The sequence below is a fragment of the Candidatus Avelusimicrobium fimicolum genome, from assembly GCF_021632165.1.
Classification (GTDB): domain Bacteria; phylum Elusimicrobiota; class Elusimicrobia; order Elusimicrobiales; family Elusimicrobiaceae; genus Avelusimicrobium; species Avelusimicrobium fimicola.
The window spans coordinates 110496-127210 of the sequence record NZ_JAJWTS010000003.1; the positions used below are offsets into that span (position 1 = coordinate 110496).

A 16715-nucleotide genomic window follows, 5' to 3' on the forward strand; every position below is an offset into this window, starting at 1 on the left:
CGCTATTTCCAAAAGTAAAACGCTATAATTACCAAGCCTAAAATCAGCCTGTAATAAACAAACGCATTAAAACTGTGCGTTTTGATATATTTCATCAACCAGCCGATAACGAGTAAGGCCCCTAAAAATGCGCTGACAAAGCCCCATAAAAGCGGCATATTAAAATCTGCCGGGGTCAAATGGCGCAATTCCAGTAAAGTGGCCCCTCCAATAATCGGGGTGGATAACAAAAAGGAAATCCGGGCACTGGTGCTTCGGGATAAACCCAGCAGGAGTGCCGCCGTAATGGTAATGCCGCTGCGTGATACGCCGGGCATAAGTGCCAGGGCTTGTGCACAGCCGATAATCATTAGCGTACTAAATAAAATGGGTGTATCGGGATTTTTGCGCCCCTTTTTATCAGCCCAACCGAGCAAGCAGGCAAACACCATTAAGCAAACGGCTATCATCAGCGGATTTCTAAAAGTGTTTTCGGCTAAATCATTTAGCAAAAGTCCGGCAACTGCGGCAGGCACTGTGGCGGCGGCTAAGTACCATAATTTGCGCCCTTCCTGGGTGGTGGGGCGGGTAAGTCCGTCCTTGATGAGCACAAACCAATCTTTGGCAAAGTACAAAAGTACGGCGAGCAGCGTGGCCGCGTGGAGCATTACGTCAAATGCCAGCCCTTGATATTCCATCCCGCGAAAATACGGCAGCAGGGCTAAATGGGCCGAACTGGAAATGGGTAAAAATTCTCCTAAGGCTTGTAAAAGGCCCAGTAAAACAGCATCAAAAATAGTCATAGATTATTCTCCGAAATAGGTTAATTGGGGGTGGTGCGGATTTTCAAAATTCAGCACGGCAAAGGAACCTGGCGCAAAATGGTGTATCTCTTTGCAAAATAAATGCAGTACATAGGCTACACTGGGGTTGTGCCCCACGGCGATTACCGTATTATGCTCCTGCATTTGGTTTGCTAAAAATTCGCACACTTCGCGGTCTGCGTGCAGGCCGTTTAAAACAGTTTCTTTGGAAATTTGTCCGCCTATGGTTTGCGATATGGTTTCAGCCGTTTGTACCGCGCGCAAAAGAGGACTTGTTAAAATGATGTCCGGCGCAATTGCTCGGGCTTTTAAGGCTTGGGCTGTTTTGCCGGCCTTTTGTATGCCTGCTGGCGAGAGCGGGCGTTCTGCGTCGGTATTTACTCGGGCTTCCCAACCGGATAACGCATTGGCGTGGCGTACGATAATAAGCGTTTTCATATTTGCTTCCAAAAATGTAAGATAAAATAATATCTCTATTTTACAATTTTATGAAACTCTTTTACGCCCATTACATTTCGTTGGAAAATGCTTTTGTCCGTTACGTCTGTGCCGAACGTGCGGATATGTTGGCACCGTGGCTGGTGATTTGTTCTTCCGGCTTGGTGGCCAACCAGTTAAAAAAACGCTTAGCGCGGGAATTTGGCGCGGCGGCTAATATTCATTTTATGACGGGTGGCGCGCTAGTATCCGTTCTGGATGGCGAGGCCCCCGGCGAAACCTTGCCGCTCCTGCCGCAAGATAATTTGCGCGATTTTTTGATTAAGAACTTATTGCAGGAGCCGGGGTTAAACCGATATCCTGCTTCGCGCGGATTTGTGCAGGCGGTTAAAAGTTCGCTTCGCGATTTGGAAGACTCCCTGGTCTGTCCGGACGTGATGGATGAGTATTTACGCACCTCGGACGACGGGGCCTTGGAAGCCGACAAGGAGCGCCTTGTTTGGTTAAACTGCCTCTACCGCCGCTATTTGCAAGCCCAACAAGAGGTGCCGGGTTACCGCCCCTATCAGGCGGCTTTTGAGCGGGCACTTTCGCAAGTGGAAAAATCCGTCTTTTTAAAAGGATTTCAGCAAATTGTATTTTATGGCTTTTATGATATGCCCGGACGGCAGTTGGAGTTGGTCAACCGTTTGCGCGGGCATTATCTGGGGGCTGTTTTTGCGCCGTATATGAACCACCCGGCATACCGCTTTGCCCGGAAATTTTTTGAAACAAACTGGTTGTCTTCCGGCGGGGAAAATGTGGAAACGGGACATTTTGGAGCATTGGGAAAAACTGCGCAGAGCATTTTTTCTGCCGGGGAAGGAGTACCCGCCCCCGGGCTGCAAATTGTCAGCGCAGGCGATGCTTCCGGCGAGTTGTTTTTTACAGCCAAGGAAATTTTACGTCTGGTGGAAAAGGACGGCTATTCTTTTGCGGATATTGCGGTTATCGCCCGCACGGTAACTCCATACCAAGATGAACTCCGCCGCGTGTTCAAGCAAAATTGTATTCCGCTAAATGCCTCTTTTTCCTATCCGGTTACGCATTATCCGCTGGGGGTTTTTTGCTTGAATTTGTTTGCTTTGGCGCAAAATGGTTTTGAACGTAATTTGGTGTTATCTTTGGTGTCCTCGCCATACTTTAAGCACACTTCCAAAAATAAATGGCGCGCGCTCATTTCGCGTTCTTTGGTCAACCGGGATTTCAGCCAATGGCAGGATTTGCTCCCGCAAACAAAAAATTATGACCCGGAGTTTTTAGCGTGGCTCACGCACATCAAAGACCGCTTGGAGCAATTAGGCCGCGCGGAGGAGTGGGGCGTTTTGTCGCAGGAAGCATTGGCCTTGCTGGAAGAACTGACTGATACAGCCGTTTTTGAAGGAAAGGATGCGGAAATTTATCACGCAGTATGCGAGCGTATTCAAAGTTTGGCCTCATACCGTGTGTTGCGTCCTCAGGCACAGGCTGGCGAGTTTTTGGAAGAATTGTCCGACGCGGTGCGCGGACTTACATTTAACGAGGCCGAAACGGTCCGCGGAGGCGTGGTGTTTACGGATGCCGTGCGTGCGCGCGGACTTTCGTTTAAGGCCGTATTTTTGCTGGGGCTAAACGATAAAGTTTTTCCGCTTTTAATGCCGGAGGACCCCGTCCTGCGTGATTATCACCGCTATATTTTGCGTGATGTGCTGGGCTATTGGATTAACCAAAGTTTAGATAGAGGAGATGAGGAAAAACTCTTCTTTTTTGCGGCGGCATCTTCGGCAAGAGAAAAACTCTATGCCCTTTATGCGCGGCGCGGTTCCGACGGCAAGGAAATTTCTCCGTCTGTTTATTTGGCTGAACTGGCCCGTGCCGCGCTTATAAACTGGCAAGGGGAAGACACCTTGCGTGTCAGCGGCCGCCTGTCTGAAAAGTTATCCGCTGTGGCAGAGACTTTTTTAACTCCGAAGGAACTTTCCTATACTTTTATTTTTACCCCGGAAAATGCGGTTAAAAAATATGCCCTTGCGCAACTGCTTACGCCTGGAATGGCAGATTCGTTGGCCGCCGCGGAAGGATTGGCTGAAAACGGTCCGTTGAATGCCTATGACGGCGTGATTACTAGCGGTGCCGATATTTTTGCGCAAGAAAACAAATTAGGATTTTCTCCTTCTACTTTGCAAAAGTTAGGCCAATGTCCGATGCGTATCTTTTTTGAAAAGGGGCTTAAACTGCGCCAAGAGGACGACCCGTTAAGCCGCCAGGAACTTCCGCCTAATATGCGCGGAACTGTTTATCACGAAATTTTAAAGGATTTTTACGAGGACCTGTATCAGCGCGGTCTCACTCACGAATTGTTTGATGAAGCCGCCTTGGAGTATTTAAACCAAGCGGTTGAAAAACATTACGGCGCGGACAGTTACCGCCAATTCGGTATTTATCCCGTAGTGTGGGAACTTTTGTTGCAAGATATTAAGGACTTACTGGGTAACTTTGTGCTGGATGATTTGCACGACCAAGGCGATTTTGTACCCGCTAAGTTTGAAATTCCCGTTTCGTTGGAGCCTTCTGCCGCATTACCTTTGCGCTTGCGCGGAATTATTGACCGTGTGGACGTGGATGAAAAGCATAAACTTTTCCGCATTGACGATTATAAATCTTCCCGCAAGGGTACGAAAGATTTGGCTTCTGATATTTTTAAGCACCTGATTTTTCAGCCCTTTGTGTATGTATTGCTTGCGCGCCAAATGCAGGAACTGAAAGGGTACGGATCGGCAGGGTCTTGCCTGTTGGCTATTGGCCCCAAATACCACCGGAGCGATTTACCTCCCGCCGCGTTTGAAGATGTTTTGCCGCGTGCGTGCCGGTTTTTGGTATTGCTGACAGATTATGTGAAAAACGGAATTTTCTTTATCAATCCGGATGATAAAGAGAAAAAATGCCAATATTGTCCGTATGCCGCGTTGTGCCGCCGCGACAGTTTCAAATCACTTTTGCGGGCGCGTAAGAGTGCGGCCTATAAATCATTACAGGAGGCGATTAAATGAGTTTTACCGAGGACCGTTTGAAAGCGCAAACGCGTATGGGCGTAAATATTGTGGTGGAGGCCGGAGCCGGTACAGGTAAAACCACGCTGCTGATTGACCGCCTGTGTTTGGCGGTGCTGGCGCAAAATACACCGGTTGAAAAATTGGTAGCGCTGACATTTACCGAAAAAGCCGCCGCCGAAATTAAAACGCGCTTTGTCGCCAAACTGCAAAATTTGGTGTCTGCCGTCAAAAAAGAAATAGCCAAAGAACAGCAAGGGTCAGAAGAAACTCCGCAAAAAACGGACGGTGTACAACCAGAAAAGCAAGACAGTACGCTGGCACTTTTGCGGAAGTATTTCCCGGAGGTGCAACGCGAAGATTTGGTACAGCGTGCCGAAGCCGCGCTCTCGCGTTTGGACAGGGCTTCTATCGGTACAATTCACGGTTTTTGCGCGGATATTTTAAAATCGTTCCCGTTGGAAGCCGGGCTTTCGCCCAATGCCCAAATAGATGCGGGGCAAAAGGCCGCACAACTGTTTAATGCCCGCTGGAACGCTTTTTTGGATAGCGAACTGGGCCTTAATGCTCCGCGTGCCGCACAATGGAAACAGGTGTTGGGGGAAATTTCCTTACCAGACTTAAAAGACTTCGCGGCGGAACTGTGCAGCGGCAAAATAGAATCTTACGATTATTATGCCCACCAAAATTTACTGGCGGCTTCGTGCTTGGAAAAATCCTCCCGCGCTAAGGAAATGGCGGAGTCCTTTTCTGCGGAAATAAAGAAACCCCGCAAAGTGGAAAAAATGCTTGTGTGGGCGGCGGAATCATTAAAAAGAACAGCCGCTTTTTTGAAAGGGGAACCCTTTTCGGACCCCGCAGGCGAATATGTGAAACTAAATTCGGGGGACCAAGCCAAAGGTTGGGATGACGAATCTTTTGAGGAGGCTTGTTCGCTTATTGATTTTGCGGGCAAAACCACACCCGAAAAACAGTATATTTTCCTGTCCGCGTATAATTTGGTCAAGGACATTACGGCCCTTATCCGCCAGGATTATGCGCGGGAAGGGTTGCTCAGTTTTGACGATTTGATTGTAAAAACCCGCAATTTACTTTTGCAAAATCCGTCTGTGCGGGAGCAGTTAAAAGCCAAATTTGATGTACTGTTTATTGATGAATTTCAAGACACCGACCCGGTTCAGGGGGAATTGTTGCTGTTTTTGGCTGAGGCTAAAAACAGGCACGCTTCCCGCTGGCAAGAGGTGCGGTTGGAGCCGGGCAAATTGTATGTAGTGGGCGACCCGAAACAATCTATTTATCGTTTTCGCGGGGCGGATATTACGGCTTACGAATTGTTTACCGATTTGATTTTGCGCCAAGGCGGCGAAAAGTGCTTTTTGCAGGAGAATTTCCGCAGCACACCCGAAATTGTGGAAACAGCCAATTCCGTTTGTTCCCGCGCGATGATTCAGCAAACGGCCTTTCAGCCTGCTTACGTGCCCATTTACACCGGCAAGACGCTGCGCAACGGGGCTGTTCAATGGATTTTTGTGCCTGCGCCCGAAGGGGAAAAGGTGCCGTCAGCGGACGACTTCCGCGATAACCAGGCCGAACGCATTGCGGATTGGATTAGTCAAAATGTAGGGGTTTTGACCTTGGCTGACGGGCACAAATTGCAGTTGAAGAATATTGCGCTGCTCACGCGGGCCGCCACCACCGCCACACCCTATACCGAGGCTCTTCGCCGCCGCGGTATTGCTTTTAATGTGGAAACGGACAAAAAGTTTTACCGCAAACAGGAGATAAGCGATTTTTTGAACTTTTTACGCGCCGTATCGGACCCGGAGGATAAAATTTCGTTAGCGGGGACCCTGCGCAGTCCGCTGTTCGGGTTTACGGATGAGGAATTGTACCAAGTTGCCAAGCGCGGGGAACTTTCCCTCTATGCGAAACCTACCGAAGAAAAACTGGCCCGCGCATTTGCCGTTTTGAACAAATTCAGCCGTTTGGCCGGGCGCCGGGGGCTAAAAGATTTTTTAACCGATATTTTGGAAGATACTTTTCTGCCCGAAGCGTGTGCGGCCGCCTACGAGGGCGAGCGGACACTGGGAAATCTAAAACGTTTGGCGGGCCTGGCGGACGGATATGCGGCGGATGGGCCTGCTTCCCTTTCGCAATTTTTGGCTGATGTGCAAACGCTGTTGGAGGAACATCCCGACCGTTTGGCTGCTTCCACCGCTGATGATGCGTTGGATGCCGTATCTGTTTTAACGGTACATAAGTCCAAGGGGTTGCAGTTTCCTGTGGTCATTTTGGCGGATATGACGAAAAAAGATTCCTCCTCGTCTGCTGATCCGGTGAAGCATATTTTTTCCTGGCAGTATAATATGCACGGCCTGCGTGTGGGAAAAATTTGTGATGTAAATTTAGCCTTTTTGGAAGAAGAACAAAAAAAGCACGGCAAGTGTGAAGAAGTCCGTGTTCTGTATGTGGCTTTAACACGTGCGCGGGAAAAAATGCTTTTAATTGCTGATGCCCGCAAAGATGCCGCCAAAGCGGCGGCTCCGTTCGTGTCGGCGGGCCTCTTCCCGGACGGGGAAACCTTGCCCAAAACATTGACGGACGGAGAATTAACCGTTCCTGTTTGCTATGAGGCATATGAACTTCCGGAAAATTTCCGTTACCGTCATAACGAAAGTGCCGCCAGCCAAGGCGCGGAGCAGGATATTGTGCGTTGGCGCGCGGCATATGACGCGCGCAAGGCCCGTTACCAAAAGTGGATAAGTGAGGACCAGTTGCGCGCTCCCAGCGAATTGGCTGACCTTAATTTGCTGACCGAGGAACAGCGCGCCGGGGCGGAGTTGGGTACGGTGTGCCACCGGGCATTGGAATTAATGCTTTCGCAAAAGCAAGTGCCCGAACAGGCTGTTGCATTGGCTTGCGTCAAATGCGCCGCACCACACAGAGCCAACGAGGCGCGGGAAGTATTGTTGCCGTTTGCGCAGAGTTCTTTATTTGCCGAACTTTCCGCGTGCCGGGTGTTGGGGTGTGAGATGCCTTTTTCGTACTTGGAAGAAAACGGCGAAGTAGAATCCGGCGTAATGGATGCCGTATTAACAACGGCAGACAACCGCGTGTGGATTGTAGATTACAAAACGGATAAGGTTAAGCCGGGGCAAGAGCCGCAGTTATTAGAAAAAAAATACCGTTTGCAGTTGGATATTTACCGCCGGGCGGCGGAAAAAATTTTCCCCGGTAGAACCGTCCGGTGCAGTGCTGTTTTTGTGCGTACGTTTGCGGCGGCGGACTTATAAAAGTTACAATATAAAAAATTAGAAGGAGAGATTATGTTTGATAAATTAGGACAATTAAAAGATTTGTGGAAACTTAAAAGCCAAATGGAAGAAATCAAAAAACGCTTGGACAATATGGTAATTAAAGTGGATAGCCCGCGCCATTTGTTTGAAGTAACCATTTCCGGCTCGCAGGAAGTAAAAGAAGTGCGCGTGGATGCGCTTATTAAAAACTTTGGAGAAGCCGAAATCGCCGAAGATTTGAAGGCCGTTATCAATAAAGCCGTACGCGATAGTCAAGGTATGGCCGCCCAGGCGATGGGCAGTTTCGGTATGCCGCAAGCATAACCGGCCGGTATTGATTGCTTTATGAAATACAACCGCTTGGGACGAACGGAGTTATCACTTTCCGCTATGGGCCTGGGCGGTTGGGCTTTTGGCGGCGGGTTAGATTGGGGGATAACGGACGAGCAAGATGTGGTAAACACCGTGTCCGCTGCGCTAGACACAGGCATTAATTGGGTGGACACCGCGCCTATTTATGGCGAAAGTGAAGTCTTGCTCGGGCGCGCATTAAAAGGGCGCAGACAGCAAGTGCTGTTGGCCAGCAAATGCGGCCTTATTAAAAACGGTTCTTGGACGGACCACGACTTATCCCCGCAAACTATTATCCGCCAATTGGAAACTTCGCTTGCCTGTTTACAGACCGATTATTTGGATTTATATCAAATCCACTATTTAGACCCAAAAATCCCGCTAGAATCGGCCCTGGAAACTTTAACTAAATTGCAAGAGCAAGGTAAAATCCGTTATATAGGCGTGTGTAATTTTTCGGCAGATGACTTGCGCCAAGCCTGTGGAAAGTTTCCACTCGCCAGCGTACAAAACGAATATTCTCTTTTGCACCCGCAAAAAGGAAAAAGCGTTTTTTCTGTTTGCCGCAAATGGGGCATAGGTTTTATCGGTTATGGCACTTTATGCGGGGGAATATTAAGCGGAAAATATAAAAAAGCCCCCAATTTTCGCCGTGCCGATGCCCGTAATTATTTTTATAAATGTTATCGTGGCCCTGCTTTTGAGGAAGCCAATAAAACTGTTTTGCGCGTAAAAAATGTAGCCCAAGAATTAGGTGTCCCGCCCGGTGCGGTGGCCGGTGCGTGGGCCTTGGCTACCGGGGCAACCAGCGTGCTTTTAGGAGCCAGAAAGCCCGAACAGGTGCGTCAAAACGTATTGGGCGCAGAGGTGTTATTATCCGCACAGCAATTATTATATTTGGAGGGAGAAACGTGTACCTGCCTGATGAAATAGAAAAATATTTACTGGCCCTTTTGCCTGCCTTGGGTGTCAATAAACTGCGAGAATTATCACGCTTGGTGTATGAAATTTGCAAAAGGGAAAATGCGGCCCCGCAAGCGGTCGTACCGGCACAAAAAAATTTAACCTTTGAAGGCGTAAAAAAGCAACTCCTGGCGCGGCGCTATCCCGTCAATTTTAAGACCGCGCAAAAAAACCGGTTTTACCTGCCTAAATTAGATTTGGATCCGGCCTTGCGTGCGGACTTAACCGTCCGTCCCTTTTATCCTAAAACCGTCTATATTGAAAAATCGGTAGCGGATAGTGAATTGTCCGACCGGGCGCGGGCCGCTTTTCCCAAGGCAAATTTTAAGGAAACGGACGGAAAAACCCAAGTGGGCAGCCCCAACTTTTCCAAGCGTTTGGAAACTTTATTTATCCACCGCGAAAAGTACGATTTTTTAAAGCCTTGTCCGTGTTCGTGTGCGGCGGCGGGGTGTGGCTACAATTTAATTAATTTGGGGTTTGGGTGCCGTTTTGAGTGTGAATATTGCTTTTTACAGCAATACCAAAATTTGCACGCAGTATTACTCCCGGCCAATGTGGAGGAATTTTTGGCAAAAATTGACGGGGCTTCTTTTAATAAAGGGCCGTTTGACCGTCCCCGTATCGGCAGTGGGGAGTTTACTGATTCCTTGGTGTTTGATGATGTAACCCGGTATTCCCAAAAAATTGTGCCGTTCTTCCGCGCGCGCCCGCACTTGCAATTTGAATTTAAAACCAAGAGTGTGAATATTGGCGGCCTGTTGCAAGCGGGCGGATGCGAAAATGTGGTTGTTTCGTGGTCGGTAAATTCCGCTAAAATTACGGACTATGCCGAACATTTTACGCCCCAATTATCCGCGCGTTTGGCGGCGGCCTGCCAAGTGGCCCGGGCCGGGTACCGGTTGGGTTTTCATTTTGACCCGGTGGTTATTTACGACGGATACCAGCCGGACTATGCCCGCACCGTACAGGAAATGGCCGATACTTTGCCTAATGACAAAGTGGCTTGGATTAGCGTGGGGACATTGCGGTTTAGCCGGGAACTTAAAAAAATGGTGGAAAACCGTTTTCCGGACAATACGATTTTGGACGGGGAATTCCTGCTGGATTTTGACGGGAAAATGCGCTATGGCGACGGTCAGCGCGTGGAAGCGTACCGCTTTTTAGTGCCGCTTTTGCGTAAGGCATTTCCCAAAGCGCACGTTTATTTGTGTATGGAAGATCCGCAAATTACCCGTGGCTTTTTGTTATAATTAAATGGTTGCACAAAGCCTGTAAAGGTTAAAAAATTTAATCTGTTTTTGGAACCGTATGCAGAATACGGCGCGCATTGAAAAATGCACATTCCGAGTCCAAAAACAGCCGATTTAGGCGCAAGATTGCCGGACTAATTACCCGGCGGTTTTGTGCTGAGTGTTTATTGCCGCCTTCGGGTGGCAATAAACCGCGGCTGTTTGTATTTGGGTTACTCGGAATGGCTCAAATATAACAGCCGTTTTTGTTATATTTTTTCCAAAAACAAAAGGAGAAAATATGAAGAAAGGTTTTACCCTCATTGAACTGTTGGTAGTGGTATTGATTATTGGTATTTTGGCGGCGGTTGCTGTGCCACAGTACGAAAAAGCCGTAGAAAAAAGCCGTTGGACGGAAGCCCTGGCGGTGGGAAAGTCTATTTATCAGGCACAGGAAGTCTATAAAATGGCAAACGGCAGTTATGCCACCAGTTATAATGATTTGGATATTACACTTCCCGGTACGGGAAATACGGCCGGAACGCAATATACTACTAAAAATTTTACATATCATTTTGGCGTGGGCGGAGTGCCGCATATTAGCCGTCGGCAATATAGCGGAAGATGGCTTATTGTTTTGCCGGGGCAAGGCCTTTATTGCCACACTCCCAAGGGCGATACGGCGGGCAATACCTTTTGCAAAGGGCTGACAAACAGCGAAGCAGAAACCTGCTCCACCGAAAGCGGTTATAATTGTTATTTGGTTAAATAATAAAAAGGCCCGGGGCATTTGCTCCGGGCCAAATTTTTAGCGGAGATTTTGTTGTTTTATTTTTAGCCGCACTTGCTGGTAGAGGAAAGACATCGCTAGCAGTACGAGTGCTACGCCAATAAGTGTGATAATCCGTGCCCCTAACGATAATTTCCACACATCGCATAAAAACAGTTTGGCTAAGGCCACACCGATAAGGATAAGGCCGGATTTGGTCAGCCAAGTGCCCTTTTGTTTAAGTGCAAAACACAAGCACAGCGCACCGCTTAACGCCCAAGCCAATGTGTAGGCCGCGGCGGCGGAAACTTCTCCAAAGAAATCAAAATGCAGGATTCCTCCGTTGGAATACGCCACTGCAATTTCTATGTTAAGCAGCGCAAATAAAATAAGTCCGCCAAGCCCTTGTAAAAGCGCGCGGGTGTGGCCCGTTTCAGGCTGTGGCCAACCCTTGGCCGCCGCAAACATAGCGGCCGCGCAAGCGCAGTAAGTAGCCAAAAACCAGTTCCAAATGTTGCTGCTCGTATAGTAATCTAATACCGCCGGGTTTAAGACCAAGCGCACAGTGGCGGCAATTAAAAGCCACTTGCCAAAGCCTATCAGGGCTTTTACATAAAGCAGGCGGTAGAGCCATATAAGCCCACACCCTTCCAAGGCAAGTACCACGGTCAGCCAGCCTTTTTCAAACTGGGAGGCAATGCCAAATGTCAAAAATAGGACAACCGTTCCTAGCATCCAAGCCAGCCGTTTGTTTTGGTGTTCGTTGCCCAGCGTGTCCCAACGCCACACATAGGCCGTTAAGCCACTATAAATGACGGCAAAAATCCACGGAATAAGTCCGTTAGACAGGTCCAAACGGTGTTGTAAAAAGCAACACAGGCAAACGCCCGCAAGCAATCCGGTTCCCCACGCCAGTTTATCCGTAGCAAAACGCTCTTTAAATGCAAAGGGCACTGCGGCAAAAAGCAGGTGGGTGATAGCGGTCCATACCACTACTGCCGAAAGGTGTGCCCCGGGTTTGTCCGGACAGGTAAACAGACAAATGGTAAGAGCGATAAAGCCCGCGGTTAAAATGCGGCTGTCTTTTAACAGCACGGCCCCAACCGTATAAAAACAGGCAAACAGCGTAATAAAGCCCGCGATTAAATTCGGTTGCGCGCCGGGAGTATCTATATCGGCAAGAACCGTCAGCAAACAGCACGCCGTAAAGATAGCGGAAACGATGAATTGCTTGTTCCATTTTTGTAAATAGGCCGTGCCCAAAGCGGCTATGTTTACACCAACAAAGTAAACAAGCAATAAGGGCAAATTGGGGTTTGATGCAGAGAATAAAAACGGCGTTAAAAACGCGCCGATTTGGGCGAGGATGCCCAAGTAGGCTGTTTTCTTATAAAAGGCGGTGCCAAAGGCCGCCAAGGAAGTAAACGCCATTAGCCCAAAGGTAAAAGGCAGCCCAAATAAATGATACAGCGCGTGCCCCGCAAAAACGATCAGGTAGCAAATGGCTAACCCACAGCCGCAAAGGGTATTGGCCGTGGTTTTATAACCTGGGTTTTTAAGGTGTAGCCCGCACACCCACAGGGTAAGCCCGCAGAGTAACCCCGCGCCGATACGCATTTGCGGCGAGATGAGGTTATTTTCCAGAGCATATTTTACCCAAAAGCCTGCCGCAAGCAGCAGGGCGAAGCCGCCAATCCAAGAAAATAGTTTTACAATGGTAAATTCACTTTGGGGTTTGGGGATTATTTCTTGCGGAGCCACCGTGTCGGTTGGCTTTTCTGCCACAGGCGCGGGCGGTAACGGAGCCGGTTGAACGGTCTCGTTACTGGTTTTGGTAAATTCTTTGTTGGTTTGTAATTCCGCCAGTTTCTTTTCCAGTTTACCGATTTTCCAAGCAAGGTCGCTTACGTTGCCCTGCACGATGGCTAACCAAATAAACAGCCCCAAGCAGGCCAGCACTAAAATAACGCACAAAATTTCCATATTGTCTCCTATAAAATACCCGCCGGATTGCGGCGGGTGAGGGTTATTTGCTGATTTTCTTTAAATAATCGTGTATTTCTTGTCCCAAACTGGGGGAAAATCCTTCCCACATTTTTACGGCATTGTGCTTTTTGTCAAATATCACTACGTGCGGGAGACCGCTTACTTCCATACTTTCGGCAATATTCCCGGCATTATAGAGTGCTTTTGTTTTAAAATTATGCTCTTTTACCGCTTTGGCTACGGGTTCGGGGGTATCATCTAAGAAAGCAGCCACAATTTCCACTTGCCCTCCAAAGTTTTCATTGGCGGCATCAATAAACGGCATAGCCATTTTGCAATACGGACACCAGGACCCCATAAATACGATTAAGACGGGTTTCCCCTCGTAATCGGTAGAGGCCCACTCGGTTTTTTGCCCGGAAATGGGTAAAGTGAACTCTCCCAGCGTCGGCACCTGCGGCAAGCGCATACAAGCGGTGGCCAAAAGGGCTGCTGCCATTACTAAAAATATCTTTTTCATCTTTTTCTCCTTAAAGCATTGAAATCTGCCCGTGCGGGCTCCGTATATGATAGAATACAAAAGATGGGTAAATTAATCAATCATTTGGTGCGTGCGCTGGGGGAACGGGTGGACATTTTGATAATGCCTCGCCTGGGGGCCTCTAAAAAATTTAAAGTGCGCGTGCTTACGCTTGTGTTGGTGTTTGTGCTGTGGCTGGTAATTACGCTGTACGGTTTTGTTTTTTTTATCCGCACATACGACTATAATATTACCAAGGCCGAAAACAATTTAATGCGTGTAAAAATGAAACTCATTGCCGACGAGTTGGAGCGCGGACGCAAATACTTGGACCTTACCCGCACGACCGATACGCAAATGCGGCAAATGCTGGGTATGCCCGGCGGGAAGTTTATCAATTTACCCAAAGGGTGGGAAGCCGCCAAAGAAAAAGAAAATGCCCGCTTTAAAGAAATGTGGGATAAAGATTTAACCGAGTTAGATGCAGATGAGTTTGGGGAATATATTGATGTGATTGAAGATGCGGCCAAAACGCGCTTGGCTTCGTTCCAAGAGATTGCTTGGTACTTTGCCAACCGCCGCGAGGGGTTGAACTCTACGCCCTCTATTCGGCCGTCTTCTGCCCGTATCAGTTCGGGCTTCGGTTACCGCTTGGACCCGTTCGGACACCGCAGTACCAAACGTCATAACGGACTTGATTTTGCGGGTAAGCCTGACAGCCCGATTGTGGTTACTGCGGACGGTGTGGTGCGCCACGCGGGGTGGGTTCCCAGTTACGGACAGGCTATTTTGGTGGACCACGGGCTTGGTTATTCCACGCTTTATGCCCACACCACGGGTATCCGCGTAAAGGCGGGTGATGTGGTCAAGCGCGGCGATAAAATCGCCACTATGGGTTCTAGCGGACGTTCCACCGGCACGCATTTGCATTACGAGGTGTGGAAAGACGGACAAGCCGTTAATCCGCGCAACTATTTTAAATAATTCTAGGAGGAGTTTATGGGGTTTTTGAAGAAGGATTCGGATTTTTCGTCCGGTGAACATTTTTCCGTTGTCAGTGCGGAGTGTTATTTTCAAGGTACGTTAAGCGTGCAGGGGTCTCTGCGCGTGGACGGCACCTTGGAAGGCTCTGTGGATAATGCCCGCCACGTTATTGTGGGTACGGACGGCAAAATTGTGGGTGATGTAACGGCGGAAATTATTGTTTGCGGCGGTGTGATTGAAGGTAATGTGTGTGCCGATATGCTGGAAATTTCTTCTGCGGCTTCTATTAAAGGAGATATCCGCGCTAAAAAAATGATTGTGGAAGAAGGCGGGCGCATTGACGGACAATGCACCATTGGCGGAGCAGAGGACGAAGCCGCCGGCAAGGACGAAGAAAACGAGGAAGAATCTAAATAACAACAGGAGTTTTGCATATGATTTCGTTTCTGATTAAGCATAAAAAAATTATTCTCATTGTTACGTTGGCTTTCTTTTTAGGAAGCATTGTGTATTTAGGGGCAGATGCCTACCGCCGCGGTAATTTCAGCAGTACCGCCGCCAAAGTCGGTTCCGAGGATATTACTTACCGCCAACTCTACCGCGTGGCGGAGGACCGCGCCCGTGCCTTGCGTAACCAAGGTATTGACGTGGACGAGGATACAATGAAATATTTGCGCCAGCAGATGTTGGCCGCGCTTATCAGCGAAGAAGTATTGAACCAGGCCGCGCAAAAATCGGGGTTGGCCGTGTCCGATTACGAAGTAGCCTACGATATTAAAAACTCTCCTTTCTTTACACAGAACGGTTATTTCAGCAAAACTGCATACGAGTATGCGCTCAAACGTACCTTGGGTTTAACCCCGGCCGAGTTTGAGGCGCAGTTGCGCAAAGGTAAAATGGCGGACCGCTTCCGCGGGGTGCTGTATTCCTTTTATAAATTAACGCCCGAAGAAATTAAATATGCTTATAAAACACAGCACGGCTCTATGAAGAATTTTGACAAGAACCGCGCCGATTTTGCCCTGCAATTAATGGAAACCAAAATGGAAACGGCCCAAAAGGCGTTTTTTGACCAGTTCAATAACGAAGTGGAAATTAAAACTTTCTTACAGGATTAACCCGTGAAAAATGATGTATTGGTAGTAGGTTCAGTAGCCTTTGATACGATAGAAAACGCCAACGGAAGCGTACAGCGCGTGTTGGGCGGGGCGGCAAGTTATGCCTCCGTCTGCGCGAGTTATTTTTCCAATCCGTCTGTGGTGGCCGTGGTGGGAACGGATTTTACTTCCACGGACCGCGCCCCTTTTGTTAAACGCGGGGTGGACCTTTCCGGTTTAGAGGTAAAAGAGGGAAAAACGTTCCATTGGGGCGGCAGTTACGATAAAGATTTTAATACGGCTGTAACCAAGTTTACCGATTTAAATGTATTCCAAAACTTTAACCCGGTATTAACCGACGAGCAAAAAAATGCCAAGGCTGTGTTTTTGGCTAATATTGACCCGGAACTCCAACTGTCTGTTTTAAAGCAGGTCAAGCACCCGCGTTTGGTGGCGTGCGATACGATGAACTATTGGATTTCGTCTAAAAAAGCGCAACTGCTGGAAGTAGTAAAAAAGATAGATATCTTCTTTTTAAACGAAACCGAAGCGCGCCAATTAACGGGCGAATACAACCTGATTAAAGCCGGCAGAATTTTGCTCTCGCAAGGGGTAAAATATGTGGTAATTAAACTGGGTTCCAACGGAGCAATGCTGGTAAGCAAAAAGGGCATTGCGCAGTTGCCGCCGTTTATCTTGGAGCACGTCCACGATACCACCGGGGCGGGCGATACCTTTGGCGGCGGTTTTACGGGCTACTTGGCGAGCCTGAAAAATTGGAATTCCTTGCAGGCCATTAAGCGCGCGATGATGATTGGCAACGTGATGGCCTCGTTTACGATAGAATCTTTCAGTGTGGATCGCCTGGCCAACTTAACCAAGCGCGACATTAACAAACGCTTAAAAGACTATGTAAAAATGTTGCAGTTCTAGTGCTTTAAATTGCGGAACTTGCGAAACGAAATCAACAAAAACATCGGCCCGAGGCTTTCCGCCCCGGGCCGGGTGTTTTTAAGAATATTATTTCAGTGTTTGACAAACATTTGTATAGTATGTGTCTATTTTTAAATACAAATCTTTCTCCTCAAAACGAATAGAGCCTTTTATATTTTCAATAGAGTGGCAATAATCTTGTAAATCTGTTGCCGTTTGCCACTTATTCATTAATTCTTCAGAAACCTCTTTGCACATATTGTATGATTTTATTG

General features: G+C 48.2%; 15 protein-coding genes. 10 read left to right on the forward strand and 5 right to left on the reverse strand.

Going from position 1 to position 16715, the window contains the following annotated elements:
• Window positions 1–2: 2 nt before the first annotated feature.
• Both ACQY2K_RS02505 and ACQY2K_RS02510 read right to left on the reverse strand, forming a co-directional pair.
• Window positions 3–782 (reverse strand): undecaprenyl-diphosphate phosphatase, encoded by a 780-nt coding sequence (locus ACQY2K_RS02505; RefSeq protein WP_428040614.1) that lies wholly within the window; start codon window positions 780–782, stop codon window positions 3–5.
• Window positions 783–785: 3 nt separating this feature from the next.
• A complete protein-coding gene (locus ACQY2K_RS02510) occupies window positions 786–1241 on the reverse strand; it encodes a SixA phosphatase family protein (RefSeq protein WP_428040615.1) in 456 nt (151 codons plus the stop codon).
• Between the two features lie 50 nt (window positions 1242–1291).
• Here ACQY2K_RS02510 and ACQY2K_RS02515 point away from each other — a divergent pair, with 50 nt between their 5' ends.
• The 6 genes from ACQY2K_RS02515 (at window position 1292) to ACQY2K_RS02540 (ending at window position 10923) form a co-directional block, all read left to right on the forward strand.
• Window positions 1292–4309 carry a PD-(D/E)XK nuclease family protein gene (locus tag ACQY2K_RS02515; RefSeq protein ID WP_428040616.1) on the forward strand — a complete coding sequence of 1006 codons (3018 nt, stop codon included), beginning with the start codon at window positions 1292–1294 and terminating at the stop codon, window positions 4307–4309.
• Window positions 4306–7602: a UvrD-helicase domain-containing protein gene (locus ACQY2K_RS02520; RefSeq protein ID WP_428040617.1), complete on the forward strand. Its 3297-nt coding sequence runs from the start codon at window positions 4306–4308 to the stop codon at window positions 7600–7602. Before ACQY2K_RS02515 ends, ACQY2K_RS02520 begins: the two co-directional genes overlap by 4 nt.
• A 33-nt stretch (window positions 7603–7635) precedes the next feature.
• Entirely contained in the window at window positions 7636–7929 is a 294-nt protein-coding gene (locus ACQY2K_RS02525; protein WP_177748621.1) for a YbaB/EbfC family nucleoid-associated protein, read from the forward strand.
• A gap of 21 nt (window positions 7930–7950) precedes the next feature.
• Window positions 7951–8889: an aldo/keto reductase gene (locus ACQY2K_RS02530; protein ID WP_428040618.1), complete on the forward strand. Its 939-nt coding sequence runs from the start codon at window positions 7951–7953 to the stop codon at window positions 8887–8889.
• Entirely contained in the window at window positions 8868–10172 is a 1305-nt protein-coding gene (locus ACQY2K_RS02535) for an SPL family radical SAM protein (protein ID WP_428040619.1), read from the forward strand. Before ACQY2K_RS02530 ends, ACQY2K_RS02535 begins: the two co-directional genes overlap by 22 nt.
• 280 nt (window positions 10173–10452) lie before the next feature.
• On the forward strand, window positions 10453–10923 hold the full coding sequence (locus ACQY2K_RS02540) for a type IV pilin protein (RefSeq protein ID WP_428039588.1): 471 nt from the start codon (window positions 10453–10455) through the stop codon (window positions 10921–10923).
• Window positions 10924–10959: 36 nt separating this feature from the next.
• On the opposite strand, the gene ACQY2K_RS02545 is transcribed toward ACQY2K_RS02540, so the two are convergent.
• A complete protein-coding gene (locus tag ACQY2K_RS02545) occupies window positions 10960–12903 on the reverse strand; it encodes a DUF2339 domain-containing protein (RefSeq protein WP_428040620.1) in 1944 nt (647 codons plus the stop codon).
• A gap of 43 nt (window positions 12904–12946) precedes the next feature.
• Window positions 12947–13426: a redoxin domain-containing protein gene (locus tag ACQY2K_RS02550; RefSeq protein WP_177748631.1), complete on the reverse strand. Its 480-nt coding sequence runs from the start codon at window positions 13424–13426 to the stop codon at window positions 12947–12949.
• Window positions 13427–13489: 63 nt separating this feature from the next.
• Between ACQY2K_RS02550 and ACQY2K_RS02555 the strand changes: the two genes are divergently transcribed.
• From ACQY2K_RS02555 to ACQY2K_RS02570, 4 genes are read left to right on the forward strand one after another with little or no spacing between them, the layout of a single operon-like run.
• Window positions 13490–14410 (forward strand): M23 family metallopeptidase, encoded by a 921-nt coding sequence (locus tag ACQY2K_RS02555; protein WP_428040622.1) that lies wholly within the window; start codon window positions 13490–13492, stop codon window positions 14408–14410.
• A 24-nt stretch (window positions 14411–14434) separates the two neighbouring features.
• Window positions 14435–14827, forward strand: a complete 393-nt coding sequence (locus ACQY2K_RS02560; RefSeq protein ID WP_177748635.1) for a polymer-forming cytoskeletal protein — start codon at window positions 14435–14437, stop codon at window positions 14825–14827.
• A 17-nt stretch (window positions 14828–14844) separates the two neighbouring features.
• Window positions 14845–15528 (forward strand): SurA N-terminal domain-containing protein, encoded by a 684-nt coding sequence (locus ACQY2K_RS02565; RefSeq protein ID WP_177748637.1) that lies wholly within the window; start codon window positions 14845–14847, stop codon window positions 15526–15528.
• A 3-nt stretch (window positions 15529–15531) separates the two neighbouring features.
• Entirely contained in the window at window positions 15532–16440 is a 909-nt protein-coding gene (locus ACQY2K_RS02570) for a PfkB family carbohydrate kinase (protein ID WP_177748639.1), read from the forward strand.
• 87 nt (window positions 16441–16527) lie between these two features.
• On the opposite strand, the gene ACQY2K_RS02575 is transcribed toward ACQY2K_RS02570, so the two are convergent.
• A partial coding sequence (locus ACQY2K_RS02575) for a hypothetical protein (protein WP_428040623.1) occupies window positions 16528–16715 on the reverse strand: 188 nt, incomplete at its 5' end.